The sequence below is a fragment of the Herpetosiphon llansteffanensis genome (assembly GCF_003205875.1).
In the GTDB taxonomy this organism is placed as follows: Bacteria; Chloroflexota; Chloroflexia; order Chloroflexales; family Herpetosiphonaceae; genus Herpetosiphon; species Herpetosiphon llansteffanensis.
In genome coordinates this window covers 59,479-86,324 of sequence record NZ_PUBZ01000084.1, presented here as the reverse complement: position 1 = coordinate 86,324, position 26,846 = coordinate 59,479, and the positions used below count along the sequence as shown (strand labels likewise).

Below are 26,846 nucleotides of genomic sequence, written 5' to 3'. Positions count from 1 at the left end.
CAATTTGGTACGTGTCGAGGTGGTTGTGCCCCACGCTGCTCCATCCCGAACCAGGCCGTGAACGCGACACACACCGAGGCTACTGCAGCACCCGCTGTGGGAACGTAGGGGGATGCGTACCATTCCAGATAGACTCCGTTGGTTTTCCAACGGAGTCTTCTTTTTGTTTAATCTAAATCGAGCACATGCTCTAAACCGCGCTTCAAGCCCACAAAGGTATTAACGTTGCGAATCGCTAATAACGCGCCATCAACATATGGCTCTGCGCCATTACCTGCCTCATGGCGCAAAATCAGCTTTTGGTCGGGCATGCCAAAAATGGCCTCAATGCTAATAACGTAGCCTGGCAAGCGCACCGAATGCACTTGTTGCTCAGCCATGCGTGCTCCACGGGTCGCTTGCTCGCCTACTGTATCTTCGATTGGCACCGTTAGCGCTGAATCGCGCACTTGGCCCAAGCGCAAGGCCAGTTCTCGCGCTGTGCCGCTTGGAGCATCGATTTTCTTGTCGCTGGCATAATCAATAATCTCGCTATGCGCAATGTAGCGGGCTGCAATCGAGGCAAATTTTTGCAAGAGCACCACGGTGAGCGCAAAATTGCCAACCGCTAACACGCCACGCTGAGCTTTCAACGCCGCTTCATTGATCATGGCATAGGCTGCATCATCAAGCCCCGATGTGCCGATCACCACATGCGCGCCGTGAGCCAAGGCTTGCAACACGTTATCAAGTGCCACTGCTGGCTTGGTGTATTCGACAAACACATCGCAGGGCTGGCTCAGCGCCTCGCTGGCGGTGGCAAACACTGGACATTCCAGCGTAGGCTGATCCAACACAGCCCCCAATTGTTGGCCTGCATGGCTGCGTGAAACCGCTGCTACCAAGCTCAAATCACTAGTTTTGGCAAGGCCTTGGGCCAGCGCCGAACCAGCCCAACCGGTTGCGCCTGCTAAACATACACGAATTGACATAAGCAATCTCCTGTTGAATTGATATGATTAATCATACAAGTTAAATGAAAACCCCTGCTGTTCAGTTGAACAACAGGGGTTTTGCGTTGCCGATTGGGCTAGATTAGAAATCCATGCCGCCCATGCCACCCATACCGCCACCAGGAGCTGGGGCTGCATCCTTTTCAGGAATATCGGCGACCAAGGCATCGGTGGTCAAGATCATCGAGGCAATCGAGACGGCATTTTGCAAGGCCGAACGGGTTACCTTGGCTGGGTCGATGATACCCATTTCAACCATTGAGCCATATTCGCCAGTGATGACGTTGTAGCCAAGGGTTGAGTCGGCTTGATCTTTTTGCAAGCGGCGTACGGTGTCGATAATTACGGCACCATCTTCACCGGCATTGCGAGCCAATTGGCGAATTGGTTCTTCCAAGGCGCGGCGCAAGATCAAGATTGCAGCTTTTTCGTCTTGGTTCGCTGGCTCAACGCTATCCAACGCTGGCAATACGCTCAACAAGGCAATCCCGCCACCAGGCACGATACCTTCTTCAACTGCTGCACGAGCGGTTGAGAGCGCATCTTCGACGCGATGCTTGCGTTCTTTCAATTCTGGCTCGGTTGCAGCACCAACCTTGAGCACTGCTACGCCACCGGCCAATTTGGCCAAGCGTTCTTGCAGTTTTTCGCGATCGAAATCGCTGGTGGTGGTTTCAATTTGAGCACGAATTTGTTCGATCCGAGCCTTGATTGCTTCTTCGTCGCCGCGGCCTTCGATAACCGTGGTTTCGTCTTTGTTGGCAATCACGCGGCGAGCGCGGCCCAAATCTTCGACCGTGGCGCTGTCAAGCTTGCGGCCAATTTCTTCGCTGATAACCGTACCACCGGTGAGGATGGCGATGTCTTGCAACATAGCTTTGCGGCGATCGCCGAAGCCAGGAGCTTTGATTGCCAACACGTTGATCGTGCCGCGCAATTTGTTCAACACGAGGGTTGGCAAGGCTTCGCCATCGATGTCTTCAGCGATAATTACGAAGTTCTTGGTGAATTGCAAGACCTTTTCGAGCACTGGCAAGATTTCTTGGATCGAGCTGATCTTCTTGTCGGTGATCAAAATGTAGGGGTCTTCCAAATCTGATTCCATGCGGTCGCTGTTGGTGACGAAGTAGGCTGAGATGTAGCCACGATCGAATTGCATACCTTCGGTATATTCGGTTTCGTAGCCCAAGCCTTTGCCTTCTTCAACGGTGATAACACCGTCTTTGCCAACTTTGTCCATCACTTCTGCAATCAAATCGCCAATTGACGAATCGGCAGCTGAGATGGTAGCAACGCTTGAGATGTCGGTGCGATCGTTGACTGGCTTGGCCAAATCGCGGATTGCTTGCAACAAGACGGCGGTGCCTTTATCCAAGCCACGCTTGATCATCATCGAGTTAGCGCCAGCAGCCACTTGGCGCAAGCCTTCGTGGACAATTGCTTGGGCCAAAACGGTAGCGGTGGTGGTACCGTCACCAGCAACGTCGTTGGTTTTGGTTGCAGCTTCAACCAACAAGCGTGCGCCCATGTTTTCAAATGGGTCTTTCAATTCGATTTCTTTGGCAACAGTAACGCCGTCGTGGGTTACGGTTGGTGAGCCGAATTTTTTATCGATAGCGACGTTGCGACCGCGTGGGCCCAAGGTCGTTTTAACTGCATCTGCAACCACATCCACGCCACGTTTGAGGGCGCGGCGGGCATCTTCATTAAAAGCAACTTGCTTTGCCATTGTTAAATAATCCTCCTAAGAAGCGTCGCGAATTAGCCTTAGCCTTGAACGACGGCCAAAATATCTTTTTCAGCCAAAATCAAATAATCTTCGTCGTCCAACTTGATCTCGGTGCCAGCATACTTGGCAAACAACACGCTATCGCCAACTTGCACTGCAACTGGCACACGCTTGCCGTTATCATCCAACTTGCCTTCACCAACAGCCACAACGATGCCTTCTTGAGGTTTTTCTTTGCTCGCTGTGTCGGGTAGGAACAAGCCGCTCTTGGTTTTTTCTTCTTTGGCTTGAGGCTTGATCACCACACGATCGGCCAAGGGGCGAATCCGGAAATCAGACATGATAATGTGTCCTCCTTAGTTGACCATTTAGCAATCTACTGTGATGAGTGCTAAATCCGAGTGTTAGTGTATGTCGTTCTGTTAAGCTTGTCAAGGCTTGGCTTATCACTCTTGCTATGAGAGTGCTAAATCGATTTAGCCCATTCTGAAGGGTAAAAATCGTGCTGCTAGCCTAATTTAGCTGCGTTAAGCGATTGTTAGAATTGAGTAAAATCGTGGCAAGCATGCTCGTTTGAACAAGCCTGTTACTTTTTGAGCATCACCAACGATGTATTAAGCGCAAGGCCATGGCGATTCACACACCCAAGGAGGCTGACGATATGGCATTGATTCATCGCTTGGTTGCTGAACGTACACCATTCGATCAGCAAACACTGGAGGATCATCGTGATGTGGCATTGGCAGTGGCGGGCGATCATGAGGCCTTTGTACGCTTGTACCAACGCTATATCACGCCGGTTTATCGCTTTCTTGTGGCTCGTTTGCAGCAGCACCACGATGCAGAAGAAGTGGCCGCGCTGGCATTCGAGCGCACTTGGCAAAGCCTTGCTCAATTCAAGCCCAATGGCTCATTCGTCGGCTGGTTGTTTACGATTGTGCGCCGCTGCCTAGCTGATTTTTATCGGCGCGGCCAACGCAGCCAACAGCAAACCCACTTATCAGATCAGCTAGCCAGCCAGCAATTATCGCCCGAATTGGCCATGCTCGCGCTGGAACAACAAAGCTTGTTGCAGCAAGCAGTGGCCCAACTAACCCCAGAACAGCAAGAGTTGCTTCAACTGCGCTTTTTTGCCCAACTGCCCTATGCAACGATTGCCCAGATTGTCGGCAAACGTGAGGCTGCGGTCAAAATGGCCGCCTATCGCGCGCTTGAACAACTCAAACGGAGGCTCGCCGATGACCAATAATTTCGATCTTGAGCGTGCGTTGGCTGAGCTAGAAAACGACGCACTACTTGGCCAACAACTTAGCGGGCAAGCCCAACGGTTTAGCCCATCACAAGCAACGATGCAACGAATTCAGGCTGGACTCCAGCCACCAGTAAAGCGAGGAAGTATCATGCAAACATTCTTTCAACGTCGCCCAGCGCGGGCTTTGGCCATGGCTGCCTGTAGTGTAGCGGTTGGTTTGGGCTTGATATTTGGCCTCAATCAGCCAACCAGCAGCGTTTCAGCCGCCGAGTTGATTCAACGAGCAGAAACCTTTGCTAGCCAGCCAATTGTGCCCAATGGCAAGGCTCGCCACATTGCGATTGACATTTCAACCACGCGCAGCGACGGCCAAATTGGCGAACATTATCGCGATGAAATTTGGCTAGCCCAAGGCCAATCGCATATATTGCTCTATCAGCCAGCCCGCCAATCATTAAATGGCCAGCCAGTCGGCTATCAAATGGGGCCAACGCTTGTCGATGAAAACTACTTCTGGAATTACAACGCCCACGACAATACCTCAGTCAAAGCGCCATTCGATGAATGTTCGTTGAGCTTGGAACAATGGGTGGGCGACGGAGCTTTTGGCTCAAACAGTAATTTTCCCAATGCCACGATTATTGGCACTGAAGAACTTGATGGTCGTCAGCTCACCATTGTCGATCTTGGCAGCACTATTGGTAAAGCCTGGATCGATGCCAATACCGGCCAGATTTGGAAATTTACCAGCAGCCAGACCTACGAAGGCATAACCACCGAAACCTTGGTGCAATTCGTGGTTGATGAAACGGTTGAATTGAATGCGCTGCCTGCTGAATGGCAAACCTACACGGCTCCCGCTGGCAGCCCAATCATCGAGCAGTCCACGCCATATTGCATCTATGGCTAGTTTTCGAGCGATTCTAGGCGTAGCACCGTTGCGCCTTGATCGTTAACTTCGACAATCATTACGGCGCAGCCTGCCTCAATTGCTCGGCCACCGATTGCTCGGGCATTGATGCGGGCCGCGCCTTGTTGATGTTCATAGGCAACCACCCCAAAACCTTCTGCTGGCAGCGCTTCGACCACTACGCCTAGCTGGCCAATTGGCCCAACTTTGCTGGCGGCGGAACCAGCCTGCTGCACAATTCGACGCTCGATAAGCATGCGATAGAGCAATAAACCCACTGCCAAGCCACCAGCCAGCGCAATCAGGCCGCTGAGCCACCAATTTACTCCAGCGCCACGCGCAAGGAAGCCAATGCCTGCTGCGGTAATCAGCCAACTTGCCAACACCAATGGCTGAATAAACAACCAGCGCGACGAGCGTTGCATGTGTTCGAGCGAGGGCCAGAGCGCTTGGCGGCGAGCCTTGGTGATGATGATAATTAGCAAACCCAAGCCAAATGCTGCCAGATAAAACCATTGATCAAGCGTCAAAGCGAGCGATCCTTTCAGCAATTAATCATCAAGCTGCGCCCTGCCTGTTGCCAGCCAGCGGGCTAGATTTTCGCGCCCGTTGTGCTGTGCTGTAAGAGCAGCATCTTGCCACGCATAGCCAATCGCATACTGCTCAACCTGCCAGCCGTGGGCATTGCGTTCGACGATGGCATAGCGTGCATGCGGGCAGCCTGCTTGCATAACGTGAGGGTACGGTAGGTCATCATTATACGCGGGAATGCCAACACTACCTGGATTGACGATTAATTGGCCGTTGGCGAGCTGCACCGTGCGCGCGATATGGCTATGGCCACAGACGATCAGCGATTGGCTCACACCTTGAATTGCAGCCAGAATCATTGCCTCTGGCTGCAACTGCACACCATGCGGCGTAACATGCTCCAACAAATAGGTGGTATCGCTGCTTGGCGTGCCATGGCAGCAAAACATATCATCAACAATCGCCGTTGCTGGTTGGTTGGCAAGCCACGCTCGCTCGTTGGGGCCTAAATCGGCCTGTACAAAGCGATAACTGAGGTTTTGTTGCGCTGTTTGAACTTCTTCGAACAAGATGCGATCTTGGTTGCCGCTAATTGAGATGCTGGCGATTTGCGCCAGTTGTTCGGCACACCAACGTGGCTGGAGCACGCTGTACACACTATCGCCAAGGTTGATTACCCGATCAACATTGCGGCGTGTGAGATCATCCAATACTGCCGCTAAGGCCAAACGATTACCGTGAACATCCGCCAAGAGTGCCCAGCGTGGCATATGCACATCTCCAAATTAAGCTGAATCAGGTAAATCGAATAAACGTTTGATCCAATGTATAAATAATTCAACAGGTTCACAATCTAAATCTAAGGCAGGGTGATTGCGCTCTATGGCTTTGCTCATTTGGACGACTGGATTTTTCTGCCAAGCCAGCCATGTGAATATTTGGGCCTTGCGTAGATCTTTTTCAGTAAACATCAGCGGTTTTAATGCGGCTTTTTTGCGCACAGCGCTAATTGTGTGCTGAACTTCTTGCCAGAGAGCATCATCAGGCCGAATCAAGCTGATAAAAAAATCTTCAATTGTGCCTTGATCGCGGTTATTTGGCATAATCCATACGCCGATGCTTGGTTGATCAACTGCTTTCAATACTAAACCCTCGGTAGGGAGTGTTAATACTACATCAGTATATGCTTTACTTAATATCTTATGTATGTCAGTATAGGTTTTTTGCGCATCGTTATCGGCATCAAGAATTAATTCAATCACAATATCAGCATTTTCATCATCTTTTTGCATCAAACGAACCCGTAATTCTTCGATAATTGCATTTTTGTCTTGGGTTTGTTACTGGCTATCATTTGATCCACTGAATATAAATTCTAAATCGTAAACAACTTCCTTTTTACTACCAGATTGTTCTGTCCGTAAGCGAGTATCGTTATGTTTAATAATTAATGCTTTATCAGTATCATCACGCGCTGGATTATTAATGGTTGAACTAAGTTTACGTTTGATTAGTTCAATCAAGATAAATTTATCGTTGCTACCTTCCACTAAGATTAAATTGATCTGGGCCATCGTTAGCGCACCTCAATATCACGTTCGAGGATAACTTGCATATCTTTTTGATTATATTCGGTTGCAATGATTTTGCCTTTTTTACGACCCAAGCGAATTAATCGCCCTGATTGAGCCGTCTGATATTTATTATTTTTATTAAAGGCATTCAAGCATTCTTTGCTATGAGTTGTCGCAAATACTTGAACATTGAGGGTTTCAGCAAGTTTGAAAATCAATTTCCAAACATCTGGATAAATTGAATAATGTAGACCATTCTCGATTTCATCAATTAACACAAAACCATTTTTAGCATTGACCATTGCCAAAATTAAAATCAAAATTCGGTTTAAACCATCGCCTAAGCTGCGCAACGGGATAAATTTAGTTTCGCCTTGCATTCTAACGACTGGAATTGGGATTAATGAAATATTTGGTGTTCGATTTATACTTTTATTTTCTTCAATGTTGACCATATTCATGGCTTCAATTGATGAATCAATAATTTTTAATCCTTCGATAATATAATTTTCTAGACCATCGATTAATGAGATATTACGCCATACACTAATTTGATAACGATCAACTAAATGAGAGCGAATAAAATTCCATGGAACTTCAATCCATGCTTGGTTATTTGATAGACTATAACTTGGGTAGCGTCTAATTCTCTGAATAGTCTGGTCTTTTTTATGCATTAATGCTTCGACACCAAAAAATGGTTCATTGCTAAAATCAAGATCTGCATATTTGATTGGTTTTGGCACGAAATGTTCAGCATCATTTATTTCAACTTGATACCAACGAGCCTGAAGTTGTAAGTAATTCTCGGTAGTATTGCCAATTCGTATCGTTTGGGTTTGGTCGGTAAAATCATGGCGCTGATAAAACAAATTTTTGATTGCAAGAATTTCTTGTTGGGTTTGTTCGGTATCAGCATTCAAATTAAAAACCCGATGCTCATCACGATCTTTCAAAATCTCGTAAATGGTTGCACTTGAACCACGATTGGCATAGAGCCAGATTGCTTCTAAAAGTGAGGTTTTGCCGATATTATTCTTACCAACGATCAGGTTTACGCGCCCAAGTTGGTTAATCTGAAAATTCTCGAAACCTCGAAAATTCTGAATTATCAATGAGTTTAGTTGTAGTTCAGCCATCATAAAGCCCTCGTTTTGGCAATATACCGTGGCGATCATACCATAGTGGATGTTATGCGTCTATTGAGGGCTAGCAGCTGGCGGGGCGGGTGTAGCCGCGATTGAGCCAATTGATGATCGTGCCACTTTGGTAGAGTTCAAGGCACGAAAGGCTGCCAAGGTCGAATTTCCATTGCCAATAAAGTGTGAGGGGAGTCTGAAATAATTGGCAGCACAATACTTGTAGGCTAGTGGCATGAGCAACCAGCAGGACACAACGTCCAGCATAGTGCTCAATTAAATCATTGGTGGCTGCTTGAACCCGTTCGGCGACAGCTAAGAGGGTTTCGCCGTGGGGGGCGGGAATATTCAATGGGTCGGCCCAATGCGCGCGGGCTTGGGCAGGATTTTGATCTAAAACTTGGCGATAGGTCAAGCCTTCCCATTCACCATGATCAATTTCGCGCCAACGAGGATCGCTATTAGCTTGAATAGTGGGCAGCGCACGTGCCAGCGTTTCGGCTGTGCGGCGTGCGCCACTGTGAAGCACAATTTCTGGAGTTTCAGCGCTGAGCCACTGCCCAAGCTGCAATGCTTGAGCGTGGCCGCGCTCGCTGAGCCCTTCATCAGCACGACCTTGGTAGCGTCCCGCTTCATTCCAAGCGGTCGCACCATGACGGGCTAGCAGCAAACGCAGGCCACGTGGATCGGCCATATTACTTGACGCGCTCCAAGATTGCCCGCATCCGCGGGATACATTGCTCGACATCGGCGATTGAAACCGCGCCAACCGAGAGCCGCATCCAGCCAGTTTCTTGGCGCAGGCCGAAGGCTTGGAATGGCACCAAAGCCACACCTGCTTGCTCCAGCAAAATATCGCCAATTTGGGCGTTGCTGGTAATCGGCACGCCATCGAGGCTCTTGCCAACCAAATCGAATTGGGTTGAAAGATAAATTGCGCCTTGCGGTGCAATCGCATCAACTGGCAAGCCCGCAGCCTTCATTTCTTGCACTGCGTTGTAGATCAAATTCAGTCGGGCACGAACTTCATTATGCATAGTGGTATAGAAATCGTCGAGCACCTCAACCGAATTCAAAATATGGGCGGTGGCTTCTTGCTCTGGGTGGGGAGCCCACGCGCCAACGTGATTCAAGAACGCTTTGATCCGGTCGGTAATGTGTGGCGGTGCTACAACCCAGCCAACCCGCAAGCCAGTCGCCGACCACGATTTTGAGATGCCATCGATGAAAATCGTGTAGGCTGACATTTCGGGCATAACTTCGACTGGCGTAACGTGGCGAATATCGCCAAGCTGCAATTCCCAATAAATTTGATCGTAGACCAAATAGAGCAAACGCAAGCCAAGCTCTTTGCGGCGGATATTTTCATTCACAATCAATTCGCTAATTTTGCGCAATTCCTCTGGCGAAATCATGGTGCCAGCTGGGTTGAGCGGCGAGTTAATCGAGATCAGGCGCGCTTCTTGGATGAATGGTTGAAGCAAGGCAGCGGTTGGCAAAAAGCCATCTTCTGGGCGAGTTGGAACCTCAAGCGCCTTTGCACCACACAAATAGGCATAGTGATTGTTGTTCCACGATGGCACTGGGTAAATCACCGTTTCGCCGGGATCGATCAATACACCATAGGCGGCGTAGAGGCCGGGGCGAGCGCCAGAAATGATCTGAATGCTTTCCAGTGGATAGCGCAGACCCAACCGTTTTTCGTAGTGGGCAAGCACTGCTTTGCGCAATGCTAACACACCTTCTGCTGGCGGGTAGTTGGTGCGGCCAGCGCTATACGATTCAATCGCTGCATCGCGCAACGCTTCAGGAATTGGAAACTGTGAAGGCGCAAAATCACCGACGGTGAAATTACAGACTGTGCGGCCTTGGGCTTGCAACGTGCGGACATTACCGGCAATTCGCAAAATTTCAGAACCAACCATGCCACGCGCCATTGCGGAGATCGATTGGCTGCTCAGTTCAGTTGATGTTGGCTCGAAATATTCAGCTGCATCAACCGTTTCAATCAGTGTCATTGCTACACTCCTCGATGTTTGGGAGGAACAGTTTGGCTTGCGGGACGATTTCGCGTCCCTAAGTATAGCAGATGTGCCACGGGTACAATCAGCGACAACTTGATGAACCACTGTAGGACAAATCGTCGATTGTTCGACGTGGGCTATGGGCTATCGGATTGATCCACGAAGAGCACGAAGTTCAGAAACCACGAAGGACGCGAATAGCACGAAGAACTATTTTTTTGCCACAGATTGCCACAGATTATTCAGATTGATTTCCCAAAAGCCCATAGCCCAGAGCCTAGAGCCATGGTTCCTCTGCGCCTCTGCGTTAACGAATTGAAACCGCGAAGGACGCGAAGAACTATTTTTATTTCGCCACAGATTGCCACAGATTATTCAGATTGATTTCCCAAAAGCCAAAAGCCAAAAGCCTGATCCCTGATCCTCATACCCAGCTTCTATGTTCTATGTTCTATGTTCTATGTTCTATGTTCTATCTTCCGACCCCTTACTTATACCGATCGTAATAATTGGCCCGATACGGCGAGCGCAACAGTGCCAAGCCATCTTTGATCCGAAAACTGATTGCGCGCAAGCCCATTTTGAGGCTGGTTGGTAAGCGGCGACGAAGCGGTGTCGTGAGGCGGCTAACCAAGGACGGTCGGCGTGAGCCTGTACCAGCCTGCCAAACACTCACATAATCGCTTTGTTGCACTTTGAGGCGTTCGATTGGTGTAGCGCTGATCCGTTTGGCTTGAACCAATAAAAAGGCTGGACGGCGATTTTGCAACGTAACCCGCCCACCAACTGCCTTGGGGTCGTGTACCCGATACCAAGGCGCATGCGGATACATCTCGAAAACGTACATTTTTTCAAGCTGATAGCCATTTTCAGGGGTCAGAATGCGCCAAAATAACTCTGGCGAAAATTGATAAAAGCCATGCCCAGCCATATTGTTGCACGGCGTAATCGCCAGAAAATGGCCACCTTCAGCAACCATATTTAAGCTATTTTGCAGCGCGATTGGCAGATTGAAGATATGTTCAAGCGTGCCACCATCAATCACACTGCTAAATCGGCCATGCAATTCGGCGGGAATTGGCTGATTCAGATCGTGCAAAATCGACGCTGATTCATAATCGGAAAAATCGATTGAATCGGCGCTGCTGGCCCCAAGGTAATGCAGCAGTGGTTCGGCAAAAAGCGGTTCGCCATCAACAGCATCGCGGGTGAGTGTTTGGGCCACAATCAGCGGTAGCGTCTCACCCACTTCGGCAAAAACTTTTTGTAAATCGTACACCCCAAGGTGCATCCCCTGTCGGCCTAGGGTTAAACTCTGTTTAAACTGGACACCAGTACTTCGGGCTTCCAAAAGGAAGCGAATAGTATTAGTTTCAAATCCCATAAAAGCTCCATAGTCAGGGCGAAAACCATCGCCTATAATGATCATAATCAGCGGAGGTTGCCTATGTCACAGCTTGCCGATCATACCATGCTCTTGGAATGTCCGATCGCACATGCCCCGCACAGCCAAGTTGCGGTCAAGCTTACTGGCTCGGATACCGATGGCGCGTTTTCTTTAGTCGAATATACCAGCTTGCCTGGAAGCGGCGTTATGCACCATATGCATACCCGCGAAGATAAAACCTTTATTATTCAAGCTGGAATTTTCGAGTTTTCGATCAATGGCGAGACGATCGTTGCCAAGGCGGGAGCCACGATTGATCTGCCGATGGGTGTGCGTCATGCCTTTCGCACCCTTGGAACCAGTCCCTGTGTTGCATTAATAGTTGCGGCTCCGGCTGGTTTCGAATACTATTTCCATGATTTCAGCGATGCCATTCAACAATTTGGTTTGCCACTGCCTGCTGCTGCCTTATCGCAGTTGAATCAGGCTTATGGGATTATTTTTGAAGAATAAGGATTCATCAATATGCCCCAATTGCCAATCCTAGCGCGGGATCGGCGGCGATTGCAGATCGCTGGCTGGTTGCTTGGCGCTGGGTTAACTGTGCCTTTGCTGCTTTGGTGGACGTTTCCCGCAACCTCGCCCGCCGCAATTTCGCCAACTGCAACGCCGCAAATAGTCAGGGTTGGCGCAACCCTCGATGAGCCGATTCCTGCCGATTGGCAAGCGCCGGTTTTGAATCCTGAACTCGAAGCTCAAGCCTTGGCTATTCCCGAAACCTTGCCATTAACCAGTAGTTTGTTGGCTGCGCCAATTTCTGCCGATACGGTTTTTACAACCACGATTGCAGGCTTGGTTGCAAGCGACGAATTGAATTTGCGCGATGGCCCAAGCGTCGATTATTTGCCCATGGCGATTTTGCCCAATACAACGCCGCTAACCGTGGTTGGCCGCTTTGAGGGCTGGCTGCAAGTGGTCACGCCGCAACGGGCTTTGGGCTGGGTTGATGATAGTTATGTGGCGTTGGCTAGCTCGGCGCAAGCGTTGCCCCAAATCGCTGAGCACGCCGACCCCAATCCTGCTTTATTGGCCGAACTGAATGTCGAACGAGCGAATGTGCGGGTTGCGCCGCAAACTGGCTCAGATATCATCACAACTTTGGGCGCTGAGCAAGGCCAGGTTAATTTGCTGCAACAACGGGCTGGCTGGTTTAATGTACGCACCAACAATGGTACTGAGGGCTGGGTTTCGGCTGAGCTTTTACAAGCAGATGACTATATTTTGCGCCGTGTGCCAACCTTAAGTGCGTCGCCTAACGCGCTAGAGGCCGTGCGCTTGGCCAGCAAATACGTTGGCTATCCCTATGTTTGGGGTGGCGAGACTCCGCGCGGCGGCTTCGATTGCTCAGGCTTGGTGTTGTATGTCTATGGCAAATTGGGCATTGATATGCCGCATAGTGCTGCTGAACAATGGACTGGTGGCTATGGCCAAAAAATCACCAGCCAACACGATTTAGTGCCCGGCGATATTGTCTTTTTCAAAAATACCTATAAAAAAGGCGTGAGCCACGTTGGCATTTACGCTGGCAATGGCAACGTGATTCAGGCGCTCTCCGAAAATTTGGGTATTCGCGTTTCCGATTTATCGAATAGCTATTGGAATAGCCGCTTCGTGGGGGCAATTCGGCCATTTCCCTAGTGCATGGCCGATTGCAAATCGCGATAGATGGCCACATGCTCAAACACAATGCCCAAGTTGACCAAAGCTTGGGCAACTTCAGGCCGCACGCCAATCAAGGCCACCTTGGCTCCCAGCAATTGCGCCGAATCAACCAAACGCAATAAACCAGTTGCCACATCGTTATCAAACCATGAAAGCCCCGTCACATCGAGCAATAAGCGTTGGGCGCGGCGCTGTTGAATTTCGCCCAGTGCAATCACCTGTAAATCGCGCAACCGCTCGTTATCAAGCGTCCCGACAATTGGCAACACCAGCGTATCGCCGCTGACAGGCAACACTGGCACGCTGAGTTCGCGAATTGTTTGGCGTTGTTGCTCAATTTGGCTAACATAAGCCGCTTGTTCTTGATTCCGTTGTTGTAATTCGACCAGCGTGTGTTGCAATTGCTCTGTGCGCTGGCCAACTTGTTGCTCTAACGAAGCTCGTGATTCTTCCAGCGAATAATTAATCCGTTTCACCTCGCGCACGGTCAAATTCAAGCGTCGATGAAAGCTAAATAATAATGAGATAATCATGGTCACAATCGGCGTTCCCGAGGTGATCATAATCAACAAGACGTTAATTTTTGGGTAATTATATTGATCATTGAAGATAAAACCCAAGAAAGTCACAATGATAACCGAAATCCAAGCTACAATGCTAATTTGTTTGAGATGATGGCTATTGACAAATTGCACAGCAATAATCAACATCAAAAACACATATAAAACACTGAGCGGCCATTCGATTGGGTTGAAAAAGGTAATAATCATTGGCAAAACTGTACAACCAATGATCATCAGATATATACTTGGCTTAATGTGATTACGCCGAGCAAAAAATCGCCCAGCAATAAAAAATAAGCCTTGCACAATCACTGCAAAGCCACTTAGCGGAATTTTTGATTGCATGATGAAATCCGACGCATCGGGAATGATCACGGTGAGCGTCGCGCCAATCAATAATCCTACATAAATCGCGATGGCAGTTAATCCCAAATAACGGCCTAAACGCAGGTGATCAGGCTGTTGATCGGGATCAACGGTGCGAATGCTTTGCATAGATTCAGTTCCTTTAGCAACACAGTAGTGCTATTGTATCAAATTTTGGCCAGTTGCAGACATAACAAAAAGGCAGCCAAGCTTGGCTGCCTTGCATCGATTGGTTCGTGACTGAAATTATTCTTTGTTGCCAAACAACCCGCCGAGTAAGCCCTTGGCTTTGTCGGCAACATCCATGACGTTTTCGCCAGTCAGGAAACTTTCAACTTGACCGCGCAAACCTTCTGGCAATTTGTCGCCCAAAAAGCCTTTGACCACTTCAACCGCCTTGTTGGCTTGTTCTTCGCTTAAGTTGGCCTTTTGGACAAGTTGGGCAATTAATTCTTTCATTGGTCACTCCTACGCTGCAAAAATCCTAACAATCAGAGTGTAGGCTCAAAAGTTTACCTAAACGTTAACGAATGGTTAGAAAGCCTTGGCTTTGGCTCGTTCGCGGCCATAGACGAGAATATCATCAAGAAAACGCGATGGATTGCGGGTGTTGCGCTGACGTTTTTTGGCATGCGAAAGGTACAATTGTTCGCCTGCCCGCGTCAAGGCGACATAACACAAGCGCCGTTCTTCTTCAACGCCGCCTGCCTCCACTAATGAGCGTTCGTGGGGCAGCGTGCCTTCTTCTAAACCAGCCACATAGACAATTGGCCATTCCAAGCCTTTGGCTCCATGAATCGTCAGCAATTGCACCGCATCGCGCTCATCTTTATCCTCGACATTGGTCAGCAAGGCAATTTCTTGCAAAAACGCAGCTAGGTTGGTATGTTCGCCAGCTGCCACCCGCAACTCTTCTAAGTGAGCGAGGGCATCGCTCCGATCAGGATCTTTCCAATCCTTTTCGATCATGGCTTGGTAGCCGCTTTCTTGCAATACGGTTTGTAGCAAGCCCTCTGGTGGGTAGGTTCCGCTGGCCAATTTGCGCCAACGATAGATTTTGCGCGCCCAATCGCTAACTGCTTGGCTCGCGCGATCGCTGAGTCCTGCCCAAGCCTCGCGCTTCAAAATCGCTTCGCCAAGCGGTAAGCCCAAGGCCGCAGCTTTGCTGGTGAGGTGGGCAATTGTGCTTGCGCCAATTCCCCGCGCTGGCACGTTGATAATTCGGTTCATGCTCAGGCTATCGCTGGGATTGGCAATGATGCGCAAAAATGCCAAGGCATCGCGGATTACCCGCCGATCGTAAAAGCCTGCTTGACCTTTGAGCGAATAGGGAATCCGTGCTTGGCGCAACGCGGTTTCCAGCCCACGGCTCATATGCCGCGAGCGATAGAGAATCGCAATATCTTTGCTGCGGCGGCCTGTGCTGAGCAAACTGCCAATTGATTTGGCGATGGCATCGGCCTCGGCGCGATCATCGGCTGCTTCGTTGATTACCAAGGCTGGCACTGGCGGCGAGCGGCGAGCTGCTTTCAAAGTGAGCGCTGGCACGGCCACCGAATGGCGCATTACGGCATAGGCTGCATCAAGAATTTCTTGGCGCGAGCGATAATTGGTCAGCAACTCAACAACTTGCGCTTCGGGAAAATCGCGGGTAAAGCGATTGATAATGGTGTAGTCGGCGTTGCGAAAGCCATAGATCGATTGTTGGGCATCGCCGACCGCAAATAATGAGCGCGGACGCTTGCCAACAGGCCGCGAAAGCAACTCAAGCAAGGCATATTGAGCAGAATCAGTATCTTGATATTCGTCTACCAACACATGCGCCCAGCGCGATTGCACTTCATCGAGCACATCGTGATGTTCGAACAGCAGCTTGTAAGTCATCACAATCATATCGTCGAAATCGACGGCATTTGAGCGCTCAAGCTGACGTTGATAGGTGCGATAAATTGCCGCTGCATACTGGCTCAGCGGATCGTTGGCCATCTGGCGAGCGAGGGTTGGCGGCTGCATGCGGCTTTTGAAGCGCGAAATCAGATTGAGCACCTGCGGCGCTTCAAGATCATGCGGCATGCGACCGGTGTAGCTATCCATGGCTTGCTGCACGAGTTGCAACTGCTCATCGCCAGCATAGATTGTAAAGTTGGCGGTGTAGTTGCGAATGCGCCCAGTAATATGTTGGCGCAGCAATTTGCCACAGATGGCGTGAAAGGTTCCGGCGGTGAGGCCACGGCTACGCTTGCCCAGCAAATCGCGCAAACGGGTGCGCAGCTCGCTGGCCGCTTTGTTGGTAAATGTTACCGAAACAATCGAATCGGAGCTAGCGCCCTGTTCGATCAGATAGGCGATGCGGTAGGTTAGGACGCGGGTTTTACCGCTGCCCGCGCCAGCCTTGACCAAAACTGGCCCCAGCTGCGCCATGACCGCCGCCCGTTGTTCGCTATTGAGAGTATCAAACATAGTGTTTTTAGGAAGGATGAAGGATGAAGGATGAATAGTTGATTACCTTGTTTCACTCCTCATCCCTCATCCCTCATCTTTCGCTATTGAGAGTATCAAACATAGTGTTTTTAGGAAGGATGAAGGATGAAGGCGGAGTAATTGATTACCTTGTTTCATCCTTCATCCCTCATCCTTCATCCTTGTATAAAGCGTATCCGCAGGCTATCGCCGATGCCAACGCCGAGCATGCGGGCGGCATTGCCGTTGCGCACCGCCAATTCGAGCCGTTCGCTGGAGCCGAAGAGCGCCATCACCATGCCCCATTCGCTATCGGCGTAGGTGCGGCAAATTCGGCCAATTTGCTGATCGAGAATGCCGATTTCGACTTGCTCGATGCTACCGTGTTGGGCAATAAAATCGCGGGTAATGTTGGTAATACAATTGCCAAAATTATCAACATGAATAATTCGGCCTTCCCATGCATCATCAAGGCGATGGCGTGGCTCGGCTAGCGGCAATTCGACCAATTCAGCTAATGGATTGCCAAGTTCTTCAGCTTTCAAACCTTTTGAAAGGTGCGCAGCAACTGGGGCGAAAATATCGCGACCATGGAAGGTTGCGCTCACTTTGGGTAACCACCAGCGCTTATCGCTCAGCTCGATCAATTTTAATTGCTCGCGGCCAAATTCCGCCACAAGGTCTTTCCACACATACGAAAGCACCCCGTTATCGGGAGCCACAAAGGCCCAACGTGGCGAACACAACGCCACGGCCTTGCGATCGCCGCCCACCCCTGGATCAACAATTACCAAGTGGACAGTGCCATCGGGAAAGTAACGATAGCCTGTGTGCAATAAATAGGCTGCTTGGGCAATCCGCTGCGCATCAATTTCATGCGTCACATCGATCAACGTAGCCTGCGGATTAACCGAGAGAATCACTCCTTTAAGCACAGCGCTATACGCATCAACACTGCCAAAATCGGTAGTTAGGGTTAAGATTCCATTCGGTTGCATAAACTCCCGCCTATAGTTTGCGTAGGTCAATTGTTGTTAACGCCGTTTAGTATACGAGAATGCGTAGCGAAAGGCAAAAGAAAGGATGAAGGATGAGGGATGAAGGATGAAGGATGAAGCCATCTTCGTGCCCTTCGTGTCCTTCGTGGATCAAAAACTTAACTTCGCGATCTTCGCGTGCTTCGTGGTTCCAATACCCTTCTGACTTTTGACTTCTGACTTTTGACTTTTATGCTATCCTACTCTGCAGAAAGTATGGGCTGGTTGTGACTGAGGATAATCATGACACTACGTGAGCATGTTGCATTAAGTGTTGCGCAGTTAGCGCAATGGGCAAGCCGCCAATTTGGCTTTGGCGGCGGCACGAATTTACCTGGCCGAATCGCGCGCCGAGTTGCGCCCGATGTATTGCGGCATCAGGCGAAGCGGCTCAATGGCGGCGTGATGCTCATTTCTGGCACCAACGGCAAAACCACGACCAGCCGCATGATTGCAGCAATTTGTAGCCAACAAGGCCAACCAGCCTTACATAATCGAGCTGGGGCCAATTTGATCACTGGGCTAACCGCTGCCACCCTCGATCTGGGCATTTGGGGCGCGCCGCAATATCAACGGGCCTTGTTCGAGGTTGACGAGGCGCATTTGCCAGCAGCAATCGCCGAAACCCAACCCCGAGTTGTATTGTTGCTCAATCTTTTTCGCGATCAGCTTGATCGCTATGGCGAGGTTGATACGCTGGCCGCCAAGTGGCAAAAAGTCCTCGCCACTCTGCCGAGCACCAGCACCGTTGTGTTGAACGCCGATGATCCGGCAATTGCCGATTTGGCAACGGGCTTGCAAGCCAAGGTGCTTTTTTATGGCCTCGAAGATACGCGCCATGGCAACGATGCGCTGCGCCATGCAGCCGATTCGATTTTCTGTCGCCGTTGTGGCCAGCCCTATAGCTATGATCCTGCCTACTATGGCCATATCGGGCGCTATCATTGCCCTGCCTGCGGCCACCATCGACCAGAGCCGCAAATTGTGCTGCGCCAATTGGAGCTTGATGGTACGCGCGGCAGTACCTTGCGCGTCGTCTTGAATCAACCCCACGGCCAGCAAGCCCTCGAATTAAACTTGCCTTTGCCTGGGCTCTACAATGCGCTCAATGCCTTGGCTGCGATTGCCGCAACGAGTGCCTTGGATGTTCCGTTGCCAATTATTCGCGCTGCCTTGGAGCAATTTAGCGCCGCCTTTGGCCGCATCGAACGCTTTGAATATCAGCAAAAACAGGTGTTGATGGCCTTGATCAAAAATCCGATTGGTGCAAGCGAAACCGTGCGTATGATTACCAGCGGGAGCCAAGCGCCGCTCAACCTGATGATTGCGATTAACGATAAAATTGCTGATGGCACCGACGTTTCATGGCTTTGGGATGCAGATTTTGAGGCTTTGGCTGGCCATACGCAACGAATTGTGGTGAGCGGTACGCGGGCGGCAGATATGGCAAATCGACTGAAATATGCTGGGATTGACCAGCACCAAATTCATGTCGAGCCAGATTTGGCGCAAGCTTTTGATGCGGCAATTGCCAACGATACAACTTTGACGATGCTGCCAACCTATACGGCCATGCTCGAAATGCGCGAGGTCTTGGTTGATCGTGGTGTGCTCAAGCCATTTTGGGAAAGCTAATAGCTGGGGGAAATGCGGATGTCTGAACAAGCCGATTGCGTGATTATTCGGCCCAATGAACAAAGTGCTTTTGCTGGCAAACAAGGGCTTAACTATTTTGCTGGCATTGCCGCCGAAACCGCAGGCTCGCAGGCGCTGTGTATGCATATGCTGCGTATGCCTGCTGGCGCACGAGCCAAAGCACATCACCACGAAAGCCACGAAACCGCAATTTATATGCTGAGCGGCACGGTCGAAATGTACTATGGCCATCAATTGGAGCGTCATGCGGTCGTTCATGCTGGCGAATATGTGTATATTCCCGCTGGCATGCCGCATTTTCCCTTCAACCCATATGCCGAAGAAGCAGTGGCGATTATTGCGCGCACCGACCCCAATGAGCAAGAAAGCGTCGTGCTGCGCCCAGATTTGGATGGGTTGCGAATGTAGGGTTTCTAACCACGAAGGGGATGTGGCTTTTGGCTCTAGGCTCTAGGCTATGAGAGCTTCCGACCAATCCCCGCCAGCCAAAAACCAAAAGCCAATAGCCTAGATCTATTGGTTCATTGGATTGGCAACGAGGAGCATGCCCTCACCCCCAGCCCCTCTCCCACTGAACGCGGGCGAGGGGGAGCCGTCGTTTTGCCGAAGAATTGGTGCAAAACCACAGCATGAAGGCCCCCTCGCCCGCGCACGGGAGAGGGGTTGGGGTGAGGGGATCAAGCCGTAGTTAACGTGATGTTCCATTACAGCTCTAGGCTATGATCTGCTGGATTTCAATCAATTTTCCCATAGCCCAAAGCCAAAAGCCTATAGCCTGCCCCCTATGCTCTATGCTCTCACTCAGCCTTTAATCATAAACGTGCCATACATATCGCTTTGATCGTCGTCTGCTTGGCGGTCGCCCTCGATCACCCACGTGCCATCAATTTCGTTCCATTCTGAGAGCCGTTGAAAGCCTGGCTCAAGCAGCGTCCATGGCGCGATAAATTGCTTGAGTTGTTCAACGGTACGGGGATAAATTGGGCTGCCCATTGCTTGATAGCGGGCCAATAATTCTTGCAATTTGGGGTTGGGGTTTGCTGGTAGCGTCAGCCACGAGATGGCGAGTTGCGAGCCAGGACTACACCATTCGTACAAGCGTTGCAATGTTTGGCGCAACACCTGATCAGCTAAAAAATACGAAACCCCAATAATGCACATTGCCACCTTGCGCTCACCAGCAAAATGTTGATCGGCTTGGGCCAAAATAGGCTCAAGCTCGGCAATATCGGCATGGTGATAAATGACTCGCGGATTGTTGCCGATAATTTCGCGGGCATAGGCTACAGTGGCCTGATCATAATCGTTGTACAACACCAAGGCATCGGGGCGAATTTCGTGAATGTAGCCTTGGGTTGGCAAGCCGCTGGCCAAATCAAGATAGCGGGTAAAGCCCGCATCAGCCAAGCGATTGATCGCAATATCCAAAAACCAACGATTTAAGCGAGCACCATTTTCAATCGTTGGAATCATCTGCACCAAGCGTTCGGCAGCTGCCCGATCAACCGCAAAGTTGTGGCTACCACCCAACAAATAATCGTAAATTCGGCCAGCATTCGGTTGCGATGGATCAAATTCCACGGCCAGCACTCCTCAACCTACAGCGTGTTACAACCAGCTTACGCTTTGCTACGCTGCTGCGCCAATTAATAATCCGCTGTCATTATCGCGCTAGCAGTCGGAGCGTAGCATAAATATTAAAATATTAAATGAATCCTAGCGCGTAATGCAGCGCTTTTCAATAGAATTATTGTACTATTTTGGCCACATCCGCTTGCTGCATCCCAAAACTATCGATCATGCCCAGCGCAAGCCATGTGACCATGGCAATATCGCTGGAGAAATAGCCTTGATCAACCCCGCCATGCAACCAGCCTGCTCCTAAGGCTGCAATCGCTGCGAGTGCCAACCAGCGTTCAGGCTGATCGCTATGCCAAATTTGCCACGTGCGCCGCAAGCTGCGCCACGCCAAACTAGCAAAAACGATTAAGCCTGCAATCCCAACCCGCAACCATACATCGAGCAGCAAGTTATGCGGATGGGCTGTGTTGCGCTCTGCAAGGTCGTTGGCAAGCGCTGGCTCAATATAGCCACGATTATATTGGGGGTTGAAATAGAAATAAAATTGATCAAGCCCAATGCCCAAAATTGGATGGTCGGCAATCATGGCTGTTGCTGAACGCCAGATGCTCAAGCGTGCAGAGCTTGAATCGCCAGTCACGCTCAGGCGCTCTGGCCCGCTCAACGACGAATAGAGCAACAAACCGCCAAGCACCACGCTGGTAATCAGCGGCAGCCACCAACGCCGTGGCAAGCAACTCAGGCCAATCAGCACCAACGCCACCGCAAAACGTGCACCCTTGGAGTATGTCAGCATCAGGCTGAGCACCAATAAACTGCTGGCCCCAAGATAAAGTAGCGACCAACCAGCAGTTTGCCAAGTGCGCTTGCGCCAGAATTGCCACAAGGCCCAAGCAGCAGCCACAATCGCCAACATACTTGCGCGATCCATCCAGAGTGCCAAATTGTTGGGGTGGCAATAGACCGATGAGGTGCGTTTGGTGCCGCCAGAATCAACGATCAAATCGCTAAAACACATGCCCGTGCCATCAATCGGAGTCCAATCGAGGTCGCGCCATTGCAAAATGCCAATCACTGCCACGATTGCGCTGCCAGCAAGTAAACCCCAAAGCAGCCAGCGCCGCACGGGATAGCGCGGTTGCCAATACAGAATCAAGCCATACAACAGCAATGGCTCGACGATCATCCAGCGCCATTCGCGCCATGCCTCTGCTTGGCCTTCAGGCACGGCCAAGGTTGCAGCAAAGGTGGCAATTAGCAGCCACGCCAAGGGCAGCAACAACATTCGCCAATGTTCGCGCCACCAAACTCGCCATGCCGTGCGCCCGCGCAGCAAGCGCCAGCCAAGATCGAGCGCAGTTACGCCTAAAACAACCAGCAATAGCAGTTCGTGCAAGGGAAAATATTTGCCATTGATAAACGGAAAGTCGCCGTCCCAAAAGCCGCGCGAGCGATAGTTGAAGGGAATTGTTGCGGCCACGCCAGCCAAGCCAATTTCGGGCCGGAGCCAAGCAAGCGCCGCAAAAAGCGCCAGCAACGCTAGCGCAAACAGCAAATTATGCGCAGCCGCTTCATCAATACCAATCAAGGGCGCAAAACGTTTTGGTCGATACAAGGCCAAAATTGCTAACGCCATGATGCCGCTAACCCCGACAGTTGCCAATGGATGCCAACGCCAACGTGCAAGCATCATACAGGTCTCTTTCGTACTAGGACGCTCCAAAAACGCTTCAATGCTAGCAACAAGCCGAGCCAAAGCCCAAACGGGATGCTGGCCCAAAGCCACCACCAAGCCCGTTGGCGACTAATCGTGAGCGTTTGCCAATCGCCCCGAATCCGCAGTTGATGCTGGCCTAGGTCGCCCTCAAAGGATTGGGTTGGAAGCACTTGGCCATCAACTTCTAGCTCAATTGGGCCTGTACTTTCGACGCTCAGCCGTTCGCCCCACCAATTTGCCACATACGCAGCGCTGTTTTGCCAGAGCAAATCGGTTGGCTGATAGCGACCAATCCCCAATTGCGGCGCTTGAGTCAGATATGATTGAACGGCGCTATAGGCTGGCAGTTCAGTCCAATCGCTCTTGAGCAAGGCAAAATGAATGGTTGGATCTTCGGGCGAAAAGCCAACCCCGGGCCGCAAAAACCAAATATTCATCGCGCCAAGCCATGGCCATTCTTGGCGTGCTCGGTGCAAGTATTCAACTAGATATTGGGCTTTTTGTTCTTCGCTAACCGGCGCGCCATATTGGGTCGCCACTGGTGAGCTGTTCCAGCCGAATTCGCTAATCCAAACCGCTTTATGCTCGTCGCCGTAGCGCTCCATCACTTCGCGCAGCAACACCACCCGCGTCACATCGGTGCGCGAATCGAGCGGGCGTTGCCAGAGTTTATCGCGCTTCAATGAACCATCGGCGTTGAGCACTGGGCGCACATAGCGATTTTCGGTTGCTGGCTGGCCAAGGCCATAGCCCTGCGCACTGAAAATATCAAAATAAGCAGCTCCGCCACGCTCGTAGATTTGGGCCAAAAATTCGAGATCGTTCTTGGCTTGCCAATCGAAGCCATCAGCAGGCGTAAGGCTCGGAAAAATAATGATTGCATCGGGGTTGACTGCTTTGGCGCGGGTATAGCCAAGTTTCAATAATTCGATAAATTCATTTGGATTGGGGTCGGCCCAATTCCATTCGTGGCCATAATTTGGCTCGTTCCAAATCTGAAAAAAGCGTACTTTGCCACGATAGCGCTCAACGACAGCAGTCACATAATCGCCATAATCGGCGTAATTGTCGGGCGGGCCGGTTGAGCCTGGGTCTTGCTCACGTTTGGCGACGCGAAAACTCTCCATGGGCAAGTTTTGGCGTGCCCAACTTGGCGGGCGGTCAAGCCGCACGATCAGTTGCAAATTGCGGGCTTGAGCTGCGGCTACAATCCCATCGTATTTCGTCCAAGCTGAGATTGCATCGTTTTGGTCGACCGTTCCATCGCCATTGTAATCGTGGCGATAATCGCGAAAATCGTTTTTGGCGTGAATCTCAATATCTTCCCACGGAAACTGAACGCGTAGCCAATAAAAGCCAGCAGCTTTGGCCGTATCGAGGGTGCGCGAAATCACCTCAGGCGCTTCGAGGTGCAAACTGGGCAAATTTACGCCGCCTTGCGGTACGTTGGCCCAAGCAATCGGCTGATCGACGTGCGTACTTACGCCGCGCCATTGCTCATTTTCAAGCCACGACCAAGCGGCGAGGCTGCCTGCGCAAACCCCAACGATCAGAAGCCAGAGGAGTGGTTGGAATCGAAAAAATGTGCTTCGTTGCATAGCGCAGGCCATTATCAACCAGCGTTGCAGGCTTGTCAAAAGCCTAAAAACAAAAAATCACCGCCAAAACGGTGATTGGTGGTCGGGGCGAGAGGATTCGAACCTCCGACCTCAGCGTCCCGAACGCTGTGCTCTACCGGGCTGAGCCACGCCCCGACAATGCTAAGATGATACACCATGGCCTTGCAGTTGTCAAAGCTGCGTTGATGTTTTTGTTGCAAAATTGTTACGCTGGTCAGCGAGAACATAGAACAGAGAGCATAGAACATAGGATCTCCATTGGGCACTGGTTTTGATCCACGAAGGGTTGCAACCGCCAAGATCGCGAAGGTTAAGTTTTTGATCCACGAAGGACACGAAGAGCACGAATGAGTATTTTTTTTGCCACGAATTCCACGAATTGCACGAAGGATGAGTTTTTAGCCACAGATTGCACAGATTATTGTGATTATTTGCCTACTCGACCAAAGCCCAAAGCCGATAGCCCATAGCCATATGTTCTATGCTCTATGCTCTCTGTTCTTCATCCCTCATCCTTCATCCTTTGGTTCTCTACGACTCCGCGTTAAATTTTGACTTCTGACTTTTGATTTTTGCCTTCATCCCTCATCCTTCATCCTTCTATAACAGTCCTTTGATCTCCTCGGCGGCTTTGCGGGTCATGCCGGGCACGGCGGCTAGCTCCTCGATGCTGGCGTTACGAATGCCATCGAGCGAGCCAAAAGCGTTGATCAAAGCTTTTTTGCGTTTGGGGCCGATGCCTGGAATATCTTCCATCGTCGAGCGCAGCATGCCTTTGGTGCGCAATTTGCGGTGATAGCTAATCGCAAACCGGTGGGCTTCTTCGTCGATGCGCTGCACAAGATGCAAGCCAGGATCGTTTTGGGCAAAGGCGATGGGCACGCGCTGACCGGGCTTGACCAAGCCAAACGGCAAGTGGCCTTTGGTATCACCCTTGACCAAGCCAACCACCGGAATATGCTCGAAGCCTGCTGCTGCTAAGGTTTTGGCGGCTGCATTGACTTGGCCAATCCCACCGTCGATCAAAATCAGATCAGGCAGGACTGTCCAGGTTTCGTCGTTGCTCGCTGGCTCGGCGCTTGGTTGCTCTGCTGGCTCTGAATCATCGCTTTGGCCCGTATCATCGGCGCGGGCAAAGCGCCGTTGCAGCACTTCGCTGAGCGAGGCCACATCGTTTGCGCCTTCGACGGTTTTGATTTTGAAGCGGCGATAGTGCTTTTTGGCTGGCTCGCCCTGCTCGAACACTACCATACTGCCCACCGAATTGGTGCCTTGAGTATTGGAAATGTCGTAGCATTCGATGCGTTGCGGCAATTCGGCCAAATTTAAGACATCGCGCAATTGGCTTAATCCAGCTGTCGCTCGTTGTTCTGCATTCAGCCATTGCAATCGCAGTTGATCGAGGGTTTGGCTGGCGTTGCGTGCTGCCAAATCAACCAAATCTTTCTTATCGCCGCGCCGTGGCACTTGCAAACTGACCTTGTGCCCGCCCTTGCTTTCGAGCCATTGCTCGATAATTTGGGTTTCTTCGGGATAATCGGGCAGCAGAATATTGGGTGGAATATCGGCAGCTGCATCATAAAATTGGGTTAAAAATGAACTCATCAAGGCTTCTGGCTGTTCTTCTTCAGTGCCTTGCAGGGTAAACGGCTCCGAACCAATCAGTTTGCCGCCGCGAATATAGAAAACTTGGACTACCGCTTTGCCTTCATCACGGGCAAAGGCAATCACATCTTGGTCGCTGGCAGCAGTATTGAGCACCTTTTGGCGCTCCATCACCCGCTCAACTGCTTTGATTTGGTCGCGCACATAGGCCGCGCGCTCGAATTGCAAATCTTCGGCAGCTTGGTTCATTTTTACTTTGAGATCGCGCAGAATCGCTTCGGGTTTGCCGCTTAAAAATAAACGTACTTGATTAATTGCCGTGCTATATTCTTCGCTGGTGCAGTTATTGGCACATGGCCCAAGACAGCGTTTAATATCATAATACATACAAGCGCGGTTTAGCCGCTGGTGCTTTTTAAACATATCATCGTTACATAAGCGAAAAGCAAATAATTTATTCAATAATTCAATTGTTGCATAAACGCTGCTGGCTTTTGCAAATGGCCCAAAATAAATTCCACCATCTTCGAGCACTTTGCGCACACGTAGCACTCGTGGCCATTCTTCCTTGGTAATTTTGATATATGGATAACTTTTATCATCTTTGAGCAACACGTTGTAGCGTGGCCGATGCTTTTTAATGAGATTCATTTCTAAAAGCAAGGCTTCTAGCTCGGTGTCGGTGGTAATAAATTCAAAATCGGCGATATTTTGCACCAAACGGCGGGTTTTGCTGGTCAGACCGCGTGGCGCACCAAAATACGAGCGCACCCGATCGCGCAGGCTTTTGGATTTGCCCACGTAAATGATCGTATTGGCTTGATCGCGATAAATATACACGCCCGGGGCAAGCGGCAAGTTGCGCAAGCGCTCTTCAAACAGCGCATGATTGGCAATATTGGTATGGGATAAATCTGGCATTTTCGCACCTCTGTGCTAATTATACCGCATCTTTGCTGACCATGTTAAAAGCCGACTAGCC

At 50.5% G+C, this 26,846-nt stretch carries 24 protein-coding genes, 1 tRNA gene and 1 pseudogene; 6 read left to right on the top strand and 20 right to left on the bottom strand.

Translation table 11 applies throughout. The features are described from left to right. Window positions 1-167: 167 nt before the first annotated feature. From dapB to groES, 3 genes are all read right to left on the bottom strand, one after another. Entirely contained in the window at window positions 168-971 is an 804-nt protein-coding gene (dapB, locus tag C5S61_RS09380) for a 4-hydroxy-tetrahydrodipicolinate reductase (RefSeq protein ID WP_110514798.1), read from the bottom strand. A 103-nt stretch (window positions 972-1,074) separates the two neighbouring features. Continuing rightward, entirely contained in the window at window positions 1,075-2,721 is a 1,647-nt protein-coding gene (gene groL / locus C5S61_RS09375) for a chaperonin GroEL (RefSeq protein WP_110514797.1), read from the bottom strand. Between the two features lie 38 nt (window positions 2,722-2,759). Next, window positions 2,760-3,062 (bottom strand): co-chaperone GroES, encoded by a 303-nt coding sequence (gene groES, locus C5S61_RS09370; RefSeq protein WP_054536209.1) that lies wholly within the window; start codon window positions 3,060-3,062, stop codon window positions 2,760-2,762. 320 nt (window positions 3,063-3,382) lie between these two features. Between groES and C5S61_RS09365 the strand changes: the two genes are divergently transcribed. Both C5S61_RS09365 and C5S61_RS09360 read left to right on the top strand, forming a co-directional pair. Continuing rightward, window positions 3,383-3,970, top strand: coding sequence for an RNA polymerase sigma factor (locus C5S61_RS09365; protein WP_164689311.1), 588 nt, complete (start codon window positions 3,383-3,385; stop codon window positions 3,968-3,970). Further along, window positions 3,960-4,883 (top strand): hypothetical protein, encoded by a 924-nt coding sequence (locus C5S61_RS09360; RefSeq protein ID WP_110514795.1) that lies wholly within the window; start codon window positions 3,960-3,962, stop codon window positions 4,881-4,883. Before C5S61_RS09365 ends, C5S61_RS09360 begins: the two co-directional genes overlap by 11 nt. On the opposite strand, the gene C5S61_RS09355 is transcribed toward C5S61_RS09360, so the two are convergent. The 8 genes and pseudogenes from C5S61_RS09355 to C5S61_RS09320 form a co-directional block, all read right to left on the bottom strand. Further along, the gene (locus tag C5S61_RS09355) at window positions 4,880-5,413 is read right to left on the bottom strand and encodes a hypothetical protein (RefSeq protein ID WP_110514794.1); all 534 of its coding nucleotides are present in this window, start codon (window positions 5,411-5,413) and stop codon (window positions 4,880-4,882) included. The genes C5S61_RS09360 and C5S61_RS09355 overlap by 4 nt on opposite strands. Window positions 5,414-5,434: 21 nt before the next feature. Beyond that, the gene (locus C5S61_RS09350) at window positions 5,435-6,184 is read right to left on the bottom strand and encodes a metallophosphoesterase family protein (protein ID WP_110514793.1); all 750 of its coding nucleotides are present in this window, start codon (window positions 6,182-6,184) and stop codon (window positions 5,435-5,437) included. A gap of 15 nt (window positions 6,185-6,199) precedes the next feature. Further along, a pseudogene (locus C5S61_RS09345) lies at window positions 6,200-6,736 on the bottom strand (DUF3226 domain-containing protein); the annotation flags it as partial. 18 nt (window positions 6,737-6,754) lie between these two features. Then, on the bottom strand, window positions 6,755-6,988 hold the full coding sequence (locus C5S61_RS09340; protein WP_110514791.1) for a hypothetical protein: 234 nt from the start codon (window positions 6,986-6,988) through the stop codon (window positions 6,755-6,757). Window positions 6,989-6,990: 2 nt separating this feature from the next. Next, window positions 6,991-8,130, bottom strand: a complete 1,140-nt coding sequence (locus tag C5S61_RS09335; RefSeq protein WP_164689310.1) for an AAA family ATPase — start codon at window positions 8,128-8,130, stop codon at window positions 6,991-6,993. A gap of 67 nt (window positions 8,131-8,197) precedes the next feature. After that, window positions 8,198-8,821: a histidine phosphatase family protein gene (locus C5S61_RS09330; protein WP_164689309.1), complete on the bottom strand. Its 624-nt coding sequence runs from the start codon at window positions 8,819-8,821 to the stop codon at window positions 8,198-8,200. 1 nt (window position 8,822) lies between these two features. Continuing rightward, on the bottom strand, window positions 8,823-10,145 hold the full coding sequence (locus C5S61_RS09325) for a pyridoxal phosphate-dependent aminotransferase (RefSeq protein WP_110514788.1): 1,323 nt from the start codon (window positions 10,143-10,145) through the stop codon (window positions 8,823-8,825). A 493-nt stretch (window positions 10,146-10,638) separates the two neighbouring features. After that, entirely contained in the window at window positions 10,639-11,535 is an 897-nt protein-coding gene (locus C5S61_RS09320) for a hypothetical protein (protein WP_124033413.1), read from the bottom strand. A gap of 63 nt (window positions 11,536-11,598) precedes the next feature. On the opposite strand from C5S61_RS09320, the gene C5S61_RS09315 reads away from it, so the two are divergent. Together C5S61_RS09315 and C5S61_RS09310 are read left to right on the top strand one after the other, a co-directional pair. Beyond that, on the top strand, window positions 11,599-12,051 hold the full coding sequence (locus C5S61_RS09315; RefSeq protein ID WP_110514786.1) for a cupin domain-containing protein: 453 nt from the start codon (window positions 11,599-11,601) through the stop codon (window positions 12,049-12,051). A 12-nt stretch (window positions 12,052-12,063) separates the two neighbouring features. Then, a complete protein-coding gene (locus C5S61_RS09310; RefSeq protein WP_110514785.1) occupies window positions 12,064-13,236 on the top strand; it encodes a C40 family peptidase in 1,173 nt (390 codons plus the stop codon). Here the strand turns inward: C5S61_RS09310 and C5S61_RS09305 are convergent. The 4 genes from C5S61_RS09305 to C5S61_RS09290 all read right to left on the bottom strand — a co-directional run bounded on the left by C5S61_RS09305 (window position 13,233) and on the right by C5S61_RS09290 (window position 17,647). Beyond that, window positions 13,233-14,318, bottom strand: a complete 1,086-nt coding sequence (locus C5S61_RS09305; protein WP_110514784.1) for an STAS domain-containing protein — start codon at window positions 14,316-14,318, stop codon at window positions 13,233-13,235. The genes C5S61_RS09310 and C5S61_RS09305 overlap by 4 nt on opposite strands. Before the next feature lie 117 nt (window positions 14,319-14,435). After that, entirely contained in the window at window positions 14,436-14,648 is a 213-nt protein-coding gene (locus tag C5S61_RS09300) for a DUF2267 domain-containing protein (RefSeq protein WP_110514783.1), read from the bottom strand. 75 nt (window positions 14,649-14,723) lie between these two features. After that, window positions 14,724-16,649: an ATP-dependent helicase gene (locus C5S61_RS09295; protein ID WP_110514782.1), complete on the bottom strand. Its 1,926-nt coding sequence runs from the start codon at window positions 16,647-16,649 to the stop codon at window positions 14,724-14,726. 176 nt (window positions 16,650-16,825) lie between these two features. Further along, window positions 16,826-17,647 (bottom strand): SAM hydrolase/SAM-dependent halogenase family protein, encoded by an 822-nt coding sequence (locus C5S61_RS09290; RefSeq protein ID WP_110514781.1) that lies wholly within the window; start codon window positions 17,645-17,647, stop codon window positions 16,826-16,828. Window positions 17,648-17,929: 282 nt separating this feature from the next. Here C5S61_RS09290 and C5S61_RS09285 point away from each other — a divergent pair, with 282 nt between their 5' ends. Continuing rightward, entirely contained in the window at window positions 17,930-19,321 is a 1,392-nt protein-coding gene (locus tag C5S61_RS09285; protein ID WP_110514780.1) for a Mur ligase family protein, read from the top strand. A gap of 12 nt (window positions 19,322-19,333) precedes the next feature. Continuing rightward, entirely contained in the window at window positions 19,334-19,750 is a 417-nt protein-coding gene (locus C5S61_RS09280) for a cupin domain-containing protein (RefSeq protein WP_164689308.1), read from the top strand. A 393-nt stretch (window positions 19,751-20,143) separates the two neighbouring features. On the opposite strand, the gene C5S61_RS09275 is transcribed toward C5S61_RS09280, so the two are convergent. The 5 genes from C5S61_RS09275 to uvrC all read right to left on the bottom strand — a co-directional run bounded on the left by C5S61_RS09275 (window position 20,144) and on the right by uvrC (window position 26,785). Continuing rightward, the gene (locus tag C5S61_RS09275) at window positions 20,144-20,923 is read right to left on the bottom strand and encodes an SAM-dependent methyltransferase (protein WP_164689307.1); all 780 of its coding nucleotides are present in this window, start codon (window positions 20,921-20,923) and stop codon (window positions 20,144-20,146) included. Window positions 20,924-21,089: 166 nt separating this feature from the next. Next, window positions 21,090-22,616 carry an O-antigen ligase family protein gene (locus C5S61_RS09270; protein WP_110514777.1) on the bottom strand — a complete coding sequence of 509 codons (1,527 nt, stop codon included), beginning with the start codon at window positions 22,614-22,616 and terminating at the stop codon, window positions 21,090-21,092. Further along, window positions 22,613-24,238, bottom strand: a complete 1,626-nt coding sequence (locus C5S61_RS09265) for a cellulase family glycosylhydrolase (RefSeq protein ID WP_110514776.1) — start codon at window positions 24,236-24,238, stop codon at window positions 22,613-22,615. The genes C5S61_RS09270 and C5S61_RS09265 overlap by 4 nt, the downstream gene beginning before the upstream one ends. 79 nt (window positions 24,239-24,317) lie before the next feature. After that, window positions 24,318-24,394: transfer RNA gene (locus tag C5S61_RS09260), tRNA-Pro, on the bottom strand. Window positions 24,395-24,859: 465 nt separating this feature from the next. Beyond that, window positions 24,860-26,785, bottom strand: a complete 1,926-nt coding sequence (gene uvrC, locus C5S61_RS09255; protein ID WP_110514775.1) for an excinuclease ABC subunit UvrC — start codon at window positions 26,783-26,785, stop codon at window positions 24,860-24,862. Between the last annotated feature and the right edge of the window lie 61 nt (window positions 26,786-26,846).